Annotated in this window: 11 protein-coding genes; 4 read left to right on the top strand and 7 right to left on the bottom strand. The window is 63.0% G+C overall.

From position 1 onward, the window contains the following. Positions 1 to 100: 100 nt before the first annotated feature. The 6 genes from HY852_RS02300 to HY852_RS02325 form a co-directional block, all read right to left on the bottom strand. The gene (locus HY852_RS02300; RefSeq protein ID WP_291602302.1) at positions 101 to 1,540 is read right to left on the bottom strand and encodes a nickel-dependent hydrogenase large subunit; all 1,440 of its coding nucleotides are present in this window, start codon (positions 1,538 to 1,540) and stop codon (positions 101 to 103) included. Further along, entirely contained in the window at positions 1,537 to 2,553 is a 1,017-nt protein-coding gene (locus HY852_RS02305) for a HupU protein (protein ID WP_291602303.1), read from the bottom strand. The genes HY852_RS02300 and HY852_RS02305 overlap by 4 nt, the downstream gene beginning before the upstream one ends. Before the next feature lie 91 nt (positions 2,554 to 2,644). Further along, positions 2,645 to 3,964, bottom strand: a complete 1,320-nt coding sequence (locus tag HY852_RS02310) for a DUF3422 domain-containing protein (protein WP_291602305.1) — start codon at positions 3,962 to 3,964, stop codon at positions 2,645 to 2,647. Positions 3,965 to 3,976: 12 nt separating this feature from the next. After that, positions 3,977 to 6,004 (bottom strand): TonB-dependent receptor, encoded by a 2,028-nt coding sequence (locus HY852_RS02315; protein WP_291602404.1) that lies wholly within the window; start codon positions 6,002 to 6,004, stop codon positions 3,977 to 3,979. A 289-nt stretch (positions 6,005 to 6,293) separates the two neighbouring features. After that, positions 6,294 to 7,391: a HoxN/HupN/NixA family nickel/cobalt transporter gene (locus tag HY852_RS02320; protein ID WP_291602307.1), complete on the bottom strand. Its 1,098-nt coding sequence runs from the start codon at positions 7,389 to 7,391 to the stop codon at positions 6,294 to 6,296. A 295-nt stretch (positions 7,392 to 7,686) separates the two neighbouring features. Beyond that, positions 7,687 to 9,627 (bottom strand): acyltransferase family protein, encoded by a 1,941-nt coding sequence (locus HY852_RS02325; RefSeq protein ID WP_291602309.1) that lies wholly within the window; start codon positions 9,625 to 9,627, stop codon positions 7,687 to 7,689. A gap of 173 nt (positions 9,628 to 9,800) precedes the next feature. On the opposite strand from HY852_RS02325, the gene HY852_RS02330 reads away from it, so the two are divergent. Continuing rightward, a complete protein-coding gene (locus tag HY852_RS02330) occupies positions 9,801 to 10,157 on the top strand; it encodes a DUF1428 family protein (protein ID WP_291602311.1) in 357 nt (118 codons plus the stop codon). 403 nt (positions 10,158 to 10,560) lie between these two features. Here HY852_RS02330 and HY852_RS02335 read toward each other — a convergent pair whose 3' ends face one another. Next, the gene (locus tag HY852_RS02335) at positions 10,561 to 11,880 is read right to left on the bottom strand and encodes a glycosyltransferase family 2 protein (RefSeq protein ID WP_291602313.1); all 1,320 of its coding nucleotides are present in this window, start codon (positions 11,878 to 11,880) and stop codon (positions 10,561 to 10,563) included. A gap of 638 nt (positions 11,881 to 12,518) precedes the next feature. On the opposite strand from HY852_RS02335, the gene HY852_RS02340 reads away from it, so the two are divergent. Genes HY852_RS02340 through HY852_RS02350 form a run of 3 tightly spaced genes read left to right on the top strand, consistent with a single transcriptional unit; the run spans position 12,519 to position 17,055 of the window. Then, positions 12,519 to 13,658 carry an efflux RND transporter periplasmic adaptor subunit gene (locus tag HY852_RS02340; RefSeq protein WP_291602315.1) on the top strand — a complete coding sequence of 380 codons (1,140 nt, stop codon included), beginning with the start codon at positions 12,519 to 12,521 and terminating at the stop codon, positions 13,656 to 13,658. Continuing rightward, positions 13,658 to 16,735, top strand: coding sequence for a CusA/CzcA family heavy metal efflux RND transporter (locus HY852_RS02345; RefSeq protein ID WP_291602316.1), 3,078 nt, complete (start codon positions 13,658 to 13,660; stop codon positions 16,733 to 16,735). The genes HY852_RS02340 and HY852_RS02345 overlap by 1 nt, the downstream gene beginning before the upstream one ends. Beyond that, positions 16,732 to 17,055 (top strand): DUF3240 family protein, encoded by a 324-nt coding sequence (locus HY852_RS02350; protein WP_291602318.1) that lies wholly within the window; start codon positions 16,732 to 16,734, stop codon positions 17,053 to 17,055. Before HY852_RS02345 ends, HY852_RS02350 begins: the two co-directional genes overlap by 4 nt. Positions 17,056 to 17,518 lie beyond the last annotated feature (463 nt).

Genomic DNA, 17,518 nt, shown 5'->3' on the forward strand with positions numbered 1-17,518 from the left:
TCCAGGCCGAAGCGCGAAGACACGAAAAGAAAGTGGAAGACGGAAACACGCAATTTGCAGACGGCAACGAAGTTTCCGCCGGCAATGATCCAGCCACGGGTCAGTGTGCGGTGCACACCATGCAGGGATCGAACGAACGGACGATGTGCTGGATGGCGACCGCGCGCGAACCGGCATCGCCTACATCCGTTCCGACCAGGGCCTGTTCGAGCGGACCCGCAACGTCGAAGGAATCACGCGGCGAGAAGTTCCACGTCGTCGGCGCGATGATCTGGTAGCGCTCGATCTTGCCGGCGCGCACGGCGAGCCAATGACCCAGACTGCCGCGCGCGGCTTCGACGAGGCCAACATACGCGCCGTCGGGCATCTCGCGCGCTTCCAGGCAGAAGGGCTGGGAAAGCCGCAGCTCCTTGATCCACTCCTCCATGGCGAGCGCAATGCGGGCGGTCTCGATCAGGCGGGCGATGACCCGATTGCGGACATTGCTGCCGCTCGTCGACACCAGGTCGGTCACCAGCGGCTGCCCCGCAACGGCTTGGCGCGCCAACGCGCCGACCTCGATCGGCTGGCCTGACAGGCGCGGCGCCTTGGACCAGCTATAGGCCTGCGGCTTGTCGGGATCGGGGACAGTGGTGCTGTGGGCGGGATCGACCGCGGACTCCCGCATCCAGGCGTGCGACACGTCCTCGGTGATCTGATTGACGGGCAGCGGCTCGATCAGCGCGCGCCGACCGAAAATGCCACGAGGAAAGAGCTCTCCCTCGAGGCCGTGATAGGCGCCATAGCTCATCAGAAGCCCCGGTCCTTTGCCGAGGCGAGCGAGGGAAAGGTCGTCGGCAAGCCCCAGGAAATGCGCGAAATCGCCTGCCCGTCCCGCGTGCCAGCCGTCGAGTTCGCTGGCCGTCGCAATCGACAGCACGTTTTCCAGTGTGTCGGCGAAAACGACGCGTTCGAGGAATACGCGAAAGGCGGTTGCGATCGACATCAGGCGGATGCGCTCGCCGAGCTCGATGGCGCGCGTCGTGCCGCCGGGCTGGAAGGCGATGCTGTGCGGCCATTTGCCGGCGATGATACCCATGGTCTCGAGCAGCCGCGCGCGCGCCGGAAGCGCCTCGCGCGCGGCGCTGCCCCTCGTTGCGGTAAAGCGCTCGGCGGTCGCGTTGTGCCAGGCGCGGGATGCATAGGCCTCGCGCGCAAAGTCCGGCATGAAGAACAGATAGAAATGCGTCAGGTGATCGGCGGCATTCTCCGCCGCATGCGCGATGTTGGTCGCCAGAAGCCCGTTGGGCGCCGCCTCGCATCCCATGGCATCGCGCAACGCGCTTGCCGCGGCGACCGACTGCGACACCGAGCAGATGCCGCAGATGCGCGGCGCCAGCACCAGGGCATCCAGCGGCGGCCGGCCTTCGAGGATCTGCTCAAAACCGCGGTAGAGCGGCGCCGTCACTTCAGCGCGCACGACGTGTCCGCTCTCGACGTCGAGGCGCACCTCGAGATCGCCTTCGACGCGATTGAAGGGGCCGATCGTAATGCGCGTCATGGCGCGCGCTTGTTCGCGGGCCGGCCGGGCGGCACCACCACGTGATCCGAGGTCGCGTTGAGGCGCACCCGCTTGGGCGTTGCCGATTTGGACAGAGCTGCGAGCGCGACGAACCAGGCCTTGGGCATGTCGGTCGGGAGCCCGACGGGAATGCCGGCAAGCTTTGCCGTCTCCAGGAAGTTCTGTACCCCTTCGAATCCCGGCGACGTGCAGGCGATGCAGGCATAACCGCCCTTGGTGCAGGAGCCGCCGCCGTTCCATGAGCGCTGGTTACAGTCGCCGACGGCCTGCGTCGCCTTGCAGCCGAGATGCTCCATCAAGCAGCCGCGCTCGGACATGGACACGGCACTCGCCTTGAACTCGTAGAATTCGTTGCGCGAGCAGCCATGATGGGCAAGGTGATTGGCGATGAACTTGGGACGCCCATGGGCGTCGAGATCGGTTGCGGAAAGATCCTTCTGCGTGAGTGCCAACACAGTTTCCATCATCCAGCCCGGGTGCGGCGCGCAACCCGCGACGTTGATGACCGGCAGGCCTAACCGGGAGCGGAAGGTCGCCCCCAGCGCGCCGCCGAGGTCGGAACCCTCGAACTGCAGCCCGACCGCATCGGTCGGATTGGAGCCTGCAGCCGGAACGCCGCCATAGGCGGCGCAGCTTCCGACCGCGACCACATAATCCGCGCGCGGCGCCAGATCGCAAATCCAGCGATAGATCGAGCGATCTGTGCCCGCCAGCATGTTAAAACGTCCGCTGTCGTTCGGGCCGCGCGCGACCGAACCCTCCAGCATCAAGAGGTCGAGCGGCAACTTTCCTTCCAGCACCGCCTCCAGCACCTCGACCGCCTCTTCGCCGGTCTGTTCGCTGACGGAGGGGTGCCACAACAGGTTGATGCCGAACTGCCTGAGCTCGTCGAACCAGCCCGAAGCGCCGCTTTCCAGGATGGACATCGTGCAGCCGCCGCAGCTTGCGCCCTGCAGCCACAGCACGTTGGTCATACCGTCAGATCGGCTCATCCTTGCGTCTCCATCCGCAGGCAGGCGGGCGCCCCTTTTCCTTGTCCCTCGACATGCCCTAGCACAGGCCGAACGATTTCGCTCGTGGAACTCACTCGCGCGCGGGCGGTGTGTTGTCGTTTTTCAGGTGCCGAGTGCGGATGTTGTGAATGATGATCCAGATCACGCCGACCGCGACCGGAACGAAGACTCCGGTCGCCAGCGACGGATCGACCTGCAGCCCGTAATCGTGCGCTCCCTTGGCGACATAGCCGAACAGGCTGACGACGTAATAGCCGATCGCCGCGACCGAGAGGCCTTCGACCGTGCTCTGCAGGCGGAGCTGCAGCCGGGTGCGTTCGTTCATCGAGCGCAACAGGTCGCGGTTCTGCTCCTCAAGCTCGACGTCGACGCGCGTGCGTAAGAGGTCGGCGGCGCGCGCCAGCTTGATCGACAGGTTGGCCTGGCGGTCTTCCATGGTGGCGCAGGTCCGCATCGCGGGCGTCATGCGGCGGGCGAGAAACGACGACCAGGTGGGATAGCCTCCGATTTCGCCGCCCTCGATGACCGCGAGGCGAGATTGGACAAGTTCGTTATAGGCGCGGCTCGCACCGAAGCGGAACAGGCTGCCGGCCGCCCCTCGCTCCAGCGACGCCGCGAGCGCGGTCAGCTCATCGAGCAAATGATTATTGACCTTCAGTCCCTCGGCGCCCTGCATCTCCGCAAGCACCTCGACCAGCCGGCGCCCGATGCGGTCGACCGGCGGCGCGAGTTCGAGCGCGGCCGGCAATCCGAGCAAGGCCAGCGTCCGGTAGGTCTCGATCTCCAGCACCCGCTGCACCAGCGCGCCCAGCCGGCCCGGCGACAGCCCGTCATTGCAGACGAGAATGCGGACGAAACCCTCTTCATCCGCGCGGAAATCCGACGCGACGACGGCCGGGCCGCTTTTGACCTTGACCATCGCCAGGCTGGTCCTGTCGAAGAGCTGCTCGGCGCGTTCGACCGCGGCGGACGTCTGCTCCACCTCGAGCTTGACCGCGACCAGGAGATGTCCGGCCTGCGGCAAGGCGCGGATCAGCGCCGACAGTTCGTCACCGACCTCACCAAACCGGCGCGCCCTGGAATCTGCGTTGCTCCAGATCCAGGTAAAGGTCGCGAACTCCGAGTGCTGCTCCCAACGCAGCACGATCGGCCCGATCGCAACCTGATGATGCTTGGCGGAAACCTCGGGGGCGACAAGGCCGTGCTTTTCACAGAACTCGACAAAATTCCGCCGATCGACCGCGGCCTCATCGCCGTGGTTGAGGAATGCGAAGCGGAGCACGCCAACCGGCGCGCTGAGGCGCGTAAAGGGACGCGCGTGCACCTCTCCGAGTACCGCCGTTCGCTGCGGATGCAGCCGGAAATCGGAAAGGTTCAAGCTAGTGCCCATCTACCCTCCCCCTCAGAAGGCTCCCGCCGCCGTAAGTCGGAACGCCATCGGCTCCACCGGATGCAACACATAATCCATCACGCCGTTGCGGCAAACAGCTGATGGAGCGATCTGCACCGGATAACAGAGATTGTACAGGCTGTCCGTCTTGAGCAGCGAACCATAGGCGTAGCTGATCTGGCTGGCCTTGCTGTTGAAGAGATTGAGCGCATCGAACTGGACTCTCCAGCCGTTGTCGAAGCGGTAGCCGACGCGACCGTTGAAGATGCTGGTCGGCTGCGAACGAAAAGCGTTGTCTTCAGTCAGCGGGCTGGACGCCAGATAGCGCCAGCGCAGTGCGCCGAAGGGGCCCGTCTTTTCGCCGAGCGTGACGCCGGCCGAGGCCACCATGGCCGGCGCGTTCGGAATGTAGTTGCCGGGCGCATTTCCGATCTGGGCTTCGGGATAGCCGGCGAGAGAGGCATAGACCGCGACCTGCTCGCTATTGTAGCCGAGAAAGCGCGCATGCGTCATGGCGAGATCGGCGTCGATGTCGATCCATGACGTCGGACGATAGTGGTTGGTCCACTCAAAGCCGTAGCGCCGGCTGGCCCGGCTCGCCGAGGTGTCGCCGGAATCGCCGCTGAAGAGGATCTCGGAATCCTGGTCCAGGATGAAGACGCTGAGCGAGGAATCAAGATTGGGAACGATCCTGGTGCGGACGCCCCCCTCCGCGCCCCTGGTGCGCACCAGGAGCGGCGACGGCGTAAGCTTGCCGGTCGGATCGGCCGGGTCTTCCGTCGTCGTAGCGCCGCGCGCATCGTTGCTGTGCATGCCGAAGCCGGCGGCCAGGAAGAATTCCGTCTTGTTGAACGGGCCGACCACCATGGTGAACTTGGGACTGCCGATTGCGGCATTGGCGCTGCCGGAGTTACTGGCGTTGAAGAACGAGGTGACGTTCGCTGCGTAATAGTCGCCGCGCCAGCCGGCGGTGGTCCGCAGCCAGTCGGTCCAGCGGATGGTGGCTTCGCCATAGATGCCGACACTGCCCTCACCTACCCGGTCACTACGGCTGCCGGACAGGAAGCTGCGCCGGAACGTATCGGTCAGGGCAAGATCGATCGCATCGTAACGGCTTTGCACGCCGAAGGTCGTCTGCATCGGCAAGCCCGCAAACGAGCCGTTCAGCGTGCGCGAGACGTTGGCGCCGGTCATCAGGCGGTCGTCACGCTGGTGGAATTGATCGCCGAACACGGGATTGGCAAGGTAATAGGTGAAATTGTTGAACAGGTCGAGCTCGCTTTTGACGGCATAGGCGTTGGCTTTCCAGTATCCGGCCTCGTCACTTCTCGCGATGCGCGCGGAAAGCGCGAACCGACTGGAGTTGCCGCCGTCGCTCGGATCTTCGCTGCCGTAACGGCCGATAAGCCCCGCGGTGATGGCGCGCTGCGGCACCTGATCGGTCGAATTCCATTTGCTGGAGTACGCCATGCCGGTGATCGACACGCCGTCGAGCGCGGTGCCTTTCGTGTAACGCACCAGCCCGTTCAGCTTGCGGACCTCGTCGGGATTGTCCCACGGACCGTTATAGCTGCCCGCTTCGCCGGCCACGAGCAGCATACCGCCGCCGACCTTCGTGGAGTCCATCCCGAACAGGCGCCGGTAACCGAAGCTGCCGGCCGTCACTTGCAGGATGGCTTTACTGACCCGGTCGATCAGGCCGACATGGACGCTGCCCACCGAGCTGAACTCACCTTCCTCAGCGTAGTAAGGCCCTTTGCGGATATTCATGGCGGCGATCGTTTCCGGCATCAGCCAGTTGAGGTCGGCATAGCCCTGGCCATGCGCATGCGTACGCATGTTCACCGGCACGTCGTCGACATAGATCGCGAGATCGGTGCCATGGTCGAGGTTGTAGCCGCGCAGGAAGTACTGGTTGGCCTTGCCTTCACCGCTGTGCTGCGTGACGATCAGGCCAGGCACCGCTTCCAGCAATTCGCCGGGACGCGTCACTGGGCGTGCGCGCACCTCATCGCCCGAGATCACCATTTCGCTCGCCATGGCGGCCGTCACGACAGGACCCGACGCGACACGTTGAGCGTCGTCCCCGCTGGAAGCGGGATGCACCACGATCCTGGTATTGGCTGGAGCCGGCTTTTGGGCGCGACGCGGCGAAGGAAGTGGTTTCTGCCGAAAGCCTTCTTCCTCGACGCTGACGTGGATCGGCGGAAGCTCGCGCGGGCGCGCAGCGGCTTCGATCTGTTGCGCGGTGGCGGGCGCGGCGCCCGAGAACGCGGCACAAGCTCCGAGCATCGAAGCCGCGCCGCAACGCTGGGCGATCGCGCCGAGCCTACGCCACCTCGGCTGCATCGACGCACTCGATGACATCCGCGCCGCAGCCGTCCGGCACGCCGGCACGTCGATCGGCGAAAGCCGCGCGATAGACCGCGACCGACATGAGCCAGGCGGCGGCGAACACCCCGATCACGGCAAAGCCGAAATTCGCCAGACTGTCGTTCAGGCCAGCGACCGCCGACCACAATCCGCCCGAAAGCCCGAGCCGATCGGCCAACAGGTCGAGCGCCTCGACGCCGCCGATGAACAGCGCAACGACGACGGAGGCACCGGTGATCGTGAGATTGTACCAGAGCTTGCGCAGCGGATCGACGAAGGCCCAGCGATAGGCATTCACCATCAGGACGCTGTCGGCCGTGTCGACAAGGGCCATGCCGCAGGCAAACAGAGCCGGAAACACCAGGACGCTCCACAGCGAAACGCCGCGCACCGCCTCCGCGGCCGAAATGCTGAGCAGCCCGATCGATGTCGCCGTATCGAAGCCGAGACCGAACAGAAAGCCGAGCGGATAGAGATGCCAGGACTTCGTCACCATGCGGAACATGGGACCGAGCATCCGCGCCAGCAGGCCGCCGCCGGCGAGCACCGTGTCCAGATCTTCAAGCTGATGGACCTCATGGTTGCGGACGGCCCGGAAGGTTCGCCACAGGCTCATGAAGATGGCGAGATTGAGCAGCGCGATCACGAGCAGGAAAGCGGCGGACACCGAGGCGCCGATCACGCTGCCGACGGTCTTGACCATGCTGTCGCCGGCAAGTCGCATTGCAGTCGCGGACAGGACCAGTGTCGCGACCATCACGACGGTTGAATGGCCGAGCGCGAAATAGAGACCGGCGCTGCGGGGCGCCGCGCCCTCGTGCATCATTTTGCGAACGGCATTGTCGATCGCCGCGATATGATCGGCATCGACGGCGTGACGCAGGCCGAATACCCACGCAAGCAAGGCCGTCGCCATCACCGCGGGCCGATCGGCGAACAGCATGAACGCCCAGGCCCAGGCGATCACATTGGCAAAGATGATCCCTGCGAAGAGGCCGAATGTTGCGGGGTCGATGGCCCGCGACGACGCCGCGCGGACAAACTCAGCCTTCATCGACCCAACCGCCATGGCGCACCAGTATGAGGTTTAGTTAAAACCATCATACTGGCGTTAGCAAGAGCCGGGCCAGACTGGACAAGGTGGACGAACCCCCGCGCGGATGGTCGCTAAGCCAATGTTTTCCGGGAAGGATCTACGAATCGGCGCCGCACTGCGGTATCCGTGTGCGCGGAGCAGGTGACAACGAACTGTCCAGCGGGTGACAAGCTGTTTCAACGCACCGCCGTCGTGATGCGCAGGCTGCCGAAATACGCCGCACGACGACCGGCAGACGGGCAACGCCAAGCGCTCAAGGACGACTCAAAGCCTGCCGTTCGGGAGCGAGAAACCTGATCAACTCAGGTTCTGCGCGGCCGACCATGTAGTGAGAGCCGGCAACGGAGAAGTGCGTCCCGTCATGATAGAGCCAAAGGCCGTCATTCATGGTCGGACACTCGTCATCGCAGAAATGATCTACAGGACGAAACAGAGTGACATTCTCCGGCCACCGGGATTCGATGCCGTTAAGGAAGGCGTTCATCCGGGCGCCGGCCAGTTCCGCCGTCTTTTTGGATCCAGGCGGGCAAGGTGCCACTGGGGCGTGAGGCAGAGGTCCCTGGTACAGCCTTGACCAATTGAACGAGCAATTGGCGTCCACTTGCGCGCCGATGACGAGGACACGTCTGCCGCCCGCGGCAAAGCGTTCCAACGTCATCTCCAGCGCGCGGGTCAGCTTGGTGTAGGTGCCCTTCCCATCAAGCGGGCCGAACTGCGGCCCGCTCTCGCCCTGCAGATCGATCTTTGCGTCGTCGTAGGAGCTCCAATAGAGGACGTAGACGATCGGAAGCCGGTTGCTTGCGATGCGCGCGAACGAGCGATCGCGCATCGCCTCGCATTGTTTCTTCCTGAAGGGTTCTTTCAGCAAAACGCCATGAAGGACCGGACAGCCAGGGCTGGCCAGTATCTCCATGCCGAGTCCCAGACGCTGCATCAGGCCCGAAAGCCCGGCCTGATATTGAACCGCATGGGAGTCCCCCACCAGGTTCAGTGCCAAAGGCCCGCTCATGGGAATGACGTCGCTCTCCGACGGAAATTCCTGCAGCCGAACCAGCTCCTGTCGGTCCGCAGGCATTCTCCAGGTCAATCCGCCTGAGACCAGGGTGTAGTGGGTGACACTCGCGAGGCCCAGGATGACCGACAGGAACGCGACGGCAGTCCTGCGTCCCCTGCCAGCCGCCGGCGGGCCGACCAGGATGAAGGCGCGCTCGACAAAGAAGTACATGAGCGCGGCAACGGCGAACATGACGAGCAGCAACAGCATTGTCGCTAGCAGGCTCTCGGCCAGTTCGCCGAAGATGAAACGCGCAAAGTAGATGATGGGCCAATGACAGAGATACAGGGAGTATGAGATCGCGCCGATGCCCATGAAGACCGGGTTGGTGATCAGCCTGGATACAAGAGTTTGGCTTCCGGCAAGAATCGTTCCCGCCGCCGCAAGGCACGGAACAAGCATGGCAAGCTCGAGATGCGGCATGTCCGGCCGAAACATCATCGCGCTTGCGACGATGCCGCAGATGCCGGCCAGCGACAGGCCTTCCGCGGCAAGGCCGCCGACGCGGAAGCGCTCTGCGAACAGCACCAACGCGCCGCATCCGAACTCGTAAATTCGAAACGGAGTGAGATAGAAAGCGGCGGACGAGTCTGTCCGAGAAGCGATCACCGCGCCGATAATCGAAAGCGCCGTCGCGACCAGAATGGCCTCCCAGGCCCGATTGATCTTCCGTGCGAAGACAATGAAGATGGGCCAGCCCAGATAGAACTGTTCCTCCAAGGAGAGGGACCAGCAATGCAGCAAGGCCAGTTCGTTTGAGTTCGCCGCGAAATACTGGTGCGACTCGCGCCAGTACTGAATGTTGGCGATCGACAGCAGCGCGTGGGTGCCCTCCTTTGCCACGCCCTTGAACATCAGGGGCGCGCACCACAGCGCGCCGGCAATGTACGTCACCAGGACCGTCACGATCAGCGCGGGATAAATCCGTCGCGTCCGGCGCAGGTAGAACTGCGCAAAGGAAAAGCCGTCCGCTTCGGCCTCCCGCAGGATATTCCGGGATATCAGATAGCCCGAGATGACGAAGAAGACGTCGACCCCGATAAAGCCGCCCTGGAAACCTGCCAGCTTCAGATGAAAGAACAATACGCTGAGGACGGCCAGCGCACGCAGGCCCGCGATCTCGGGACGAAACGAAGTCATGCCGGCTCTTAGCAGCGGGGCGACCGCCATTCCATCTGCCGCTGGAACATCACTCCCGCCAATTACAGCAACTGCCTCGCAATATCGAAAACAGCGGGCAAGTTTTGGCTCTCGTTGTCGGATTGCTGCCCGCTGGATCGTCCTTGGGAAACGCAACCCCAGGGAGGTGTCTGATGCCCTACGTGGATGGTTTTGTGCTCGCGGTTCCAAGAGACAAGATCGAGGCCTACAAGGCGGAGGCGCGAAAAGCCCGCGACATCTGGAAGGAACATGGCGCGCTCGACCTCGTCGAGTGCATTGGCGACGACGTGCCCTACGGCGAATTGACCTCCTTTCCCCGCGCGGTGATGGCCAGGGAAGATGAAGTCGTCGTTTTTTCCTGGATCGTTTACCGGAACCGGGAGCATCGCGATGCCGTCAACAAGAAGTGCATGGCGGATCCTCGTCTCAAGGGAGAGATGCCGTTCGATGCAAAGCGAATGATCTACGGTGGATTCGACATGTGGCTGCAGATGACGCCGACCAACTGATCACAGCGCAGAGCGCTCGCCGCTATGCGCCGACTGCGCACCAGTCCAGGAATGGTTTGGATTGGGCGGAATCGAGGGTGCGTTTCCCGACTCAATCCCCGGCCCGGATCGTACGACCTGGGCTGGGGCTTTTGTCCTGCGAGGAAATGAGGCCGCGCTCTGACTGTGGCCGCGGTCTTCAACTAACACCTGCGAACCGTCCGGTCGCCTCCTCGAGCGCCAGAAGCTTGCGGCCGGCGCCTTCATCGCCGGACGCCGACCTTAGTGAGATAACGGATCTTGCGCGCATTCCGCCTCGATCAAGGCGAGCACGCGCTGTTTCGATGAACGACGAGTCCTCTTGAGCCTTGCTGCGGACAACGGTCTCGCTACGCTCGGACCAGACAAATGCACGATCTGCTCCTCATTCCCTGAGCGCTTTCACCCATCGCAGCCCCTGCGATCCGCCTCGGCACCGGAGGGTGAACGCCGGCCCCTCCTCCAGGACAAGTTTCGGCTGTTCCGCTTTCTTCACCGCGTGCAGCAACTCTTCCGGCCCGGAGATCGAACCCTCGGCGATCAGAGGTCCAGCTTCGGACACGAGCGTCAATGAATAGGCGACGCAGCCGACGTCGTCGCCGTCGATGGTGATCCTCCCTTCACCGGTCATTTCGTCGTTCAGGTCTTCGCGGATCTCCATTCCAGCTCCTTCAAACCGAGAGTAAGTGGCAGAATGGTCGCGCCAATCGAAGCCGCGGGATGGACTCCGCTCTTGAGTAAACGGGCGCACTCGCTGCAATTCGTGAATCCCAACGTAGAGGCGGTTCTTCCGCTGCCGGAAACGTTGCAGGCGTCGCAGGGGAAACCCGCAAAGGTGAAGCAGGCGGGAAGGATCCCGCGAGATGGACCAAGCCAGAGCCCTGGTTCCTGCCCATGGTGCACCGTTGCGGATCAGCCTGGTGCCCCAATGGTAGGTTTGCCACGCGAGCGCTTTTCGCTTGAGGCTGCGGAGTGAGGGGCCTGCGGCTTGTCGGACGATCGGATTCGAATAGATCGCGTCAATGGCCGCGAGCCCCGGATCGGTGCATCTGCTTCGAATGGGCGCCCCCATTGCCGATTGCGGATGCACGCGAGCGCCGATGACGAGCGCTGGATAAGACAGGAAGCGGCCAAGACATGCCAGGCGGCACCACAATTCCCAATCTTCGCCGATGCGCAGGCCCTCGTTCCAAAGTCCGGTACGTTGCAGGGCGTCGCGCCTGATAAAGGCCGATCCCATTTGCATGAAGTTCTCAGTGAAGATACGGGGGACTGCAGCCGCATCGGTTGCGCGCTTGGCGCCAAACGGCGTGCTCCGCGGGAACTCGTCGCGATCGCCATAAAAAAGCCTTCTGGCGCCAAACGCAAGCACAGCGTGCGGGTCGGCGGCCAATGCGCCGATAACGAGCTCCCAGTTCTCTGTGACGGGGATATCGTCCCCATCGAACGGCAGGATGAACTCTCCGCGCGCAAGCCGAAAGCCGGCGTTGCGTGCCGCCGAAGGTCCCCGGTTGAATTGTCGCACTAGTCTCAAGCGACCGTCCGCGAAGGATCTCACCACCGCGGCGGTGTTATCCGTCGAACCATCGTCAATGACGATCACCTCCATGGCGACCGCACGAAACTCCAGCATGACTGATAGGCATTGCCCAATGTACCTGCCGATATTGTGAGCAGGGATGATGACGGAGATTATCGGGGGCATAAGGCTCCTGTCCCACAAGTTTGCGGATCGACGTTTCGCCGACGTGGAACCCCCGATTTCTCGAAGTCTAAATCACCATTGAAGCGCGAGTTGATGGTCCTCAAGTGCGCATCTGCGGTACCAGGTCGCATCCTAAAAGTTGCTGCTGCACGCTGATGGAATCCGCGCGGCGGAGTCACAGCCTCAGGCAGCGCCGTTCGGTTTGCGAGTTCGATAAACCTTCGCTCGCGCGCTTTGACTGCTCGTTCTGCCCGAAAAGTTCACCATCGACGGTTGACGCGAATGCGTCGCATTATCGAATAATGGCCGAGAGCCGATGTTCGGCGATCACTTTGACCACCCATCCGAATGCCCTTCTCCTTGGGTCGTCGCTATCAAGAAGATGCAGGACACGACGGCAGCGATTTCGGGAGGTGACAAGGAGCGATCTCCAGAGACACATTGTCGCTGCAGCGGCGCAGCCGCGCTGCTTGACGGTGCGAAGGGGCAAATCGCATTCACCTGTGCTATCGACCAGGTTCCCACGGGTGGTGACCGAAATTGACAGAAATCAAGAGCTTAACCGCCCTGATGGGAATAATGCACTCGGGCCGATCCGATCTGGTCGAGGATCAGGACTTGCGGAAGATTGAAGATCGATGATGAATTTCCACAAGGAGAGAGCACGCCCGACGTATCGGCAGAGCTTCGCTCAAATTACGCTCGCACTGGCGTTGATCGGCCTGCCGTCTCTCTCGATCGCCGAGGACGAAGTGAAGCTGAGCCCCGAGCAGGTGCAAAGCCTGGGGGTCCATATCACCCACCCCATCTCGAGCCGAACCGATCAGACGCTGCCATATCCTGCGCAGATCGTGATCCCCACACCTCAATTGTGGGTCGTAAGCGCGCCGGTGGCGGGCATGGTAACCGGCCTGTCCGTGGCGCGGGGCGACCGCGTCAAGGTCGGCGAGCCTCTCGCCACGCTGGAAAGTCCCAGCTTTGTTTCGCTGCAACGCGAATATCTGCATGCCGTTGCGCAGGACGTTCTCGCTGCCCAGCAGTTGAAACGGAACACCGAACTCTTCGAAGGCAAGGCAGTGCCGCAACGCGTTCTGGAGGCCAGCCAAACCGAGGCGCGACAAGCCGGCATTGCTGTCGCGGAACGACGGCAGATGCTTCGGCTCAGCGGTCTTTCCGACGCAGCAATTTCGAAGCTGAGCAGTGAGGCCGCCATCAACGCGACGCTCTCCGTCGCCGCACCTCAGTCGGCCACCGTCGTTGAAACACTGGTCTCTCCCGGCCAGCGGGTCGAACAGGCGGCTCCGCTGATCAAGCTCGCGCGATTGTCGCCGCTGTGGGCCGAGATTGCGATCCCGGCATCGAGTATCCGCGCGATCAGGCCAGGCGCACGCGTGGACATCGACGGCTATGCGAAGCCGGGCCAGGTCATCCTGGTTTCGGAAACGACGGACGCGGCGACACAGACCATATTGGTGCGGGCGGAGGTACCCAACGCCGGCGAATTGCGCCCTGGGCAGACCACCGCGGCACGGATCAGCTTCCTTTCGACAAGCGAAAGTGCCTGGGAGGTTCCCTACAGCGCATTGTTCCGCCGCGGCGAGAAGGCGTCGATCTTCGTGGCGATCCAGGGCGGCTTCCGTCCGGTGCCGGTTACCGTTCTCGCCGAGGACCAGGATCATGTCGTGATCTCGGGCCCGATCACGGACAAGGACGAAGTGGCCGTCACCGGCATCTCCGCGTTGCGCGGCGTCCTGCTGGGGCTCGGAGCCGTGCCGTAATGCTCGAGCGTGTGGTCGCATTTGCGCTATCGCAGCGTCTCTTCGTCGGATTGAGCGTTCTCCTGCTGATCGGCATGGGCGCTGTTGTTCTGCCGAGCCTGCCGATCGACGCGTTCCCCGACGTCTCGCCGGTCCAGGTGAAGGTCATCATGAAGGCGCCGGGCCTCACTCCGGAGGAGGTCGAACAGCGGATCACTGTCCCGATCGAACTCGAACTGCTGGGGCTTCCCAACAAGAAGGTCCTCCGCTCCACGACAAAATATGCGCTTGCCGACATCACCGTCGATTTCGAGGATGGCACCGACATCTACTGGGCGCGCAACCAGGTGTCCGAACGCCTGTCCAACATCGCGCGCGATCTACCCGAGGGCGTGAGTGGCGGGCTGGCGCCGATCACGAGCCCGCTCGGCGAAATGTTCATGTTCACTATCGACAGCCCGGATCTGTCGCTTGCCGAGCGGCGCAGCCTGCTCGACTGGGTGATCCGGCCGGCGCTCCGAACGGTCCCCGGCGTTGCCGACGTCAACTCCCTCGGCGGCTATGTCCGCGCCTTCGAAATCGTGCCGCTCAGCAATGCGCTCGCGGCACGAGGCATTTCCTACGACGTCTTCCGCCGCGCGATCGAAGCGAACAGTCGCAATGACGGCGCCGGTCGCGTCAATCAGGGCGAGGACGGCGCGCTCGTGCGCATCGAGGGCTCTATTCGCACGGTCGACGACATCAAGGCCATTGTCGTCGACACCAAGGACGGCGTTCCGATCCGGGTCAAGGATGTTGCCCGCGTCCAGATCGGTGCCCTGACCCGCTATGGCGCGGTTACCGCTGACGGTCACGGCGAGACGGTCGAAGGACTCGTGCTTGGCCTGCGCGGGGCCAATGCCGGGCAACTCGTGCGCGACGTCCGCCAGCGACTTGAAGAGCTCAAACCTTCGCTGCCGCAGAGCGTCACGATCAACGTGTTTTACGACCGCAGCCAGCTGGTCAGCCGGGCCGTCGGGACCGTGGTCAGGGCCCTCGGCGAGGCGACCGTCCTGGTCATTATCCTGTTGCTCCTGTTCCTCGGCAACTGGCGAGCCTCGCTGGTCATCGCCTTGAGCCTTCCGCTTGCGATCATCATCGCCCTCATCGTCATGCGCCTGGTCGGCATGTCGGCGAATCTGATGAGCCTTGGCGGGCTGGCGATCGCGATCGGCATGTTGATCGATGCGCTGGTCGTGGTGGTCGAGAATATCGTCGGCAACCTCGGCAAGGAGACGCACGGCAAATCCGTGCCGCTCCTTCACCTCATCTTTCGCTCGGTGTGCGAAGTGCTGCAGCCGGTCGCATCCGGCGTTCTGATCATCATCATCGTCTTCGTGCCGCTGCTGACCTTGCAGGGTCTCGAGGGCAAGCTGTTCATCCCCGTGGCGCTCGCGATCATCTTCGCGCTGGCCGGCTCGCTGCTTCTCGCGCTCACGGTCATCCCTGTTGCCACTTCGTTTGTTCTCAAGACGGCTTCACACGGCGAGCCATGGCTGATCCGACTGGCTTCCCGTCTGTATGCGCCTGCACTGGTCTGGTCGCTTGGCAATCAGCGCAAGGTCATCATCGCTGCCGTCGCAGCCCTTCTCGCCGCGGGCTACGCCTACACTCAGCTGGGCAAGACATTCATGCCGACCATGGACGAGGGCGACATCATCATCAGTGTCGAAGCGCTGCCCTCAATCAATCTCGATCAGATGAACGTGATGAACAAAAGGCTGCAGTCCGAAATCCTCGCGAAGGTGCCTGACGTCCGGGGCATCGTGGCCCGCACCGGGTCCGACGAACTCGGCCTCGATCCGATGGGGCTTAACCAGACCGATACGTTCCTGGTCCTCAAGCCTGTCGAAGAGCGCAAGACGGCGGACAAATCCGCCCTGATCCAGGAGCTCAGAAAGGTCCTGGCCAACTTCCCGGGGCTGTCGCTCGGGTTCACGCAGCCAATCGACATGCGCGTGCAGGAGATGATCAGCGGCGTGCGCGGCGACGTCGCGGTCAAGATCTTCGGTCCTGACATCGCCGAGCTCAACAAGATCGCAAGCAAGCTGTTTGCAATTCTGTCCGGCATCGACGGCGCCGAAGACGTGTACACCACCCTGAACGAGGGTGCACAATACTACACGATCACCGTTGACAGGATGGAGGCCGGACGCCTCGGCCTGACCGTCGACACCATTGCCAACTCGCTGCGCACCCAGATCGAAGGTCGCACGATCGGGACCGCGCTTGAAGAGGGACGCCGCACGCCGATCCTCGTTCGCGGCAGCGAAACGACGCGCGAGGCGCCGACCCTCCTGGCGAGCCTGCCGCTCACGCTTCCGTCTGGCCAGCACGTCGCGCTGTCGCAGGTTGCTCACATTCACCGCGTGGACGGCCCGGTCAAGATCGACCGCGAGAACGGCAATCGCATGAGCGTGGTCCGTGCCAATGTGCGCGGCCGCGACATGGTGGGATTCGTCGAGGCAGCCCAGCAAAAGGTCGCGGCCGAACTGCCCTTGCCGCAGGGCTACATGCTCACCTGGGGCGGCCAGTTCGAGAACCAGCAGCGTGCCGCCGCGCGCCTCTCGATCGTGGTCCCCGTCGCCATCGGGCTCATCTTCATCCTGCTGTTCACCACCTTCGGCTCGATCAGCCAGGCGCTACTGGTGCTGGTCAATATTCCGTTCGCGCTCATTGGTGGCGTCTTTGGACTCGTTCTGACGGGCGAGTATCTCTCGGTCCCCGCTTCTGTCGGTTTCATCGCCCTGCTCGGCATCGCCGTGCTGAATGGGGTCGTGCTGGTGTCGTACTTCAACCAACTGCGCGCTCACGGCGTGCCCGAGGACCGCATCGTCGTCGAGGGCGCCAGACGCAGGCTCCGGCCTGTCTTGATGACCGCCAGCATCACGGCGCTGGGGCTCATCCCGCTCCTGTTCGCTACGGGCCCGGGATCGGAGATTCAGCGGCCTCTCGCGATCGTGGTCATCGGCGGGCTGCTGTCCTCGACCTCCCTGACCCTGATCCTCCTTCCGATCCTTTATCGCCGGTTTGGCGGCGTTGCGAAGGAGGCCAAATGACCGGCGAACCTGTCTGCCTCACCCTGGTCCTCGCTCGGTCGCTTCGCGACGAGCTGTTCGACTTCATCAGCGAACAGAGTGATCTCGTATCAGGTTTTACGGCGTCCGAAGCCGCCGGGCACGGTCCCGAAGTGCGGTTGCGGACCTCGGCCGAACTGGTCAAGGGCCACGCCGACGAGATCCTCGTTCGGACGATTCTTGAGCGGCAAAACGCCAAGCGGTTGCTCGAACGGCTGAAGTCCGCGTTCGCTGGAACGAGGCTCATGTACTGGATCACGCCGGTCGCGGAATTCGGCGTGATTGACCACGACAATCCTTGATCCGATGGCTCCCTGATGTTGATCAGCTAGGGACATCCAGCAATGAATGCAACCGCTGAAGCGATTGCGTTGCAGGCGACGCGAAACACGTCGCGCCCGATCTAACCGTGCTTGACGCCTACGACGCGGAACCTTAGCAGTCCTATTTCGGACTCAAATTCGCCGCCGACTCAGTACAAGCTGTTTCTATACGACTGGGGGCACGTCCTGAACTTGGGGACTTGCCATGCCTAGCGGAAATCCGCCACATAACAGACGTGACCGTCGTCGGGGTGCCGCCAGCGTTGCGCCCGACGAGCTTCTCAAAATTTCGTCGCCTCTGCTTGAACAGGACGAATCCGCACCACACGATGTTCTGTGGCTGCTTGAAGAGAATGCCCGCCTTCGTGCTCTCGCAGTCAAGCTTTCTAATTTGCTCGGGGATCTCCCTGAGCGAGAGTGGCAGGATGCGCTAGCAGCGGCC

Source organism: Bradyrhizobium sp., assembly GCF_016213215.1.
Classification (GTDB): Bacteria; Pseudomonadota; Alphaproteobacteria; order Rhizobiales; family Xanthobacteraceae; genus Bradyrhizobium.

What these genes read in the sequence shown, in the direction of transcription:
- HY852_RS02300 (WP_291602302.1), bottom strand. Translation starts at nt 1,540, where the DNA reads ATGACGCGCATTACGATCGGCCCCTTCAATCGCGTCGAAGGCGATCTC.
- HY852_RS02305 (WP_291602303.1), bottom strand. Translation starts at nt 2,553, where the DNA reads ATGAGCCGATCTGACGGTATGACCAACGTGCTGTGGCTGCAGGGCGCA.
- HY852_RS02310 (WP_291602305.1), bottom strand. Translation starts at nt 3,964, where the DNA reads ATGGGCACTAGCTTGAACCTTTCCGATTTCCGGCTGCATCCGCAGCGA.
- HY852_RS02315 (WP_291602404.1), bottom strand. Translation starts at nt 6,004, where the DNA reads ATGGCGAGCGAAATGGTGATCTCGGGCGATGAGGTGCGCGCACGCCCA.
- HY852_RS02320 (WP_291602307.1), bottom strand. Translation starts at nt 7,391, where the DNA reads ATGAAGGCTGAGTTTGTCCGCGCGGCGTCGTCGCGGGCCATCGACCCC.
- HY852_RS02325 (WP_291602309.1), bottom strand. Translation starts at nt 9,627, where the DNA reads ATGACTTCGTTTCGTCCCGAGATCGCGGGCCTGCGTGCGCTGGCCGTC.
- HY852_RS02330 (WP_291602311.1), top strand. Translation starts at nt 9,801, where the DNA reads ATGCCCTACGTGGATGGTTTTGTGCTCGCGGTTCCAAGAGACAAGATC.
- HY852_RS02335 (WP_291602313.1), bottom strand. Translation starts at nt 11,880, where the DNA reads ATGCCCCCGATAATCTCCGTCATCATCCCTGCTCACAATATCGGCAGG.
- HY852_RS02340 (WP_291602315.1), top strand. Translation starts at nt 12,519, where the DNA reads ATGATGAATTTCCACAAGGAGAGAGCACGCCCGACGTATCGGCAGAGC.
- HY852_RS02345 (WP_291602316.1), top strand. Translation starts at nt 13,658, where the DNA reads ATGCTCGAGCGTGTGGTCGCATTTGCGCTATCGCAGCGTCTCTTCGTC.
- HY852_RS02350 (WP_291602318.1), top strand. Translation starts at nt 16,732, where the DNA reads ATGACCGGCGAACCTGTCTGCCTCACCCTGGTCCTCGCTCGGTCGCTT.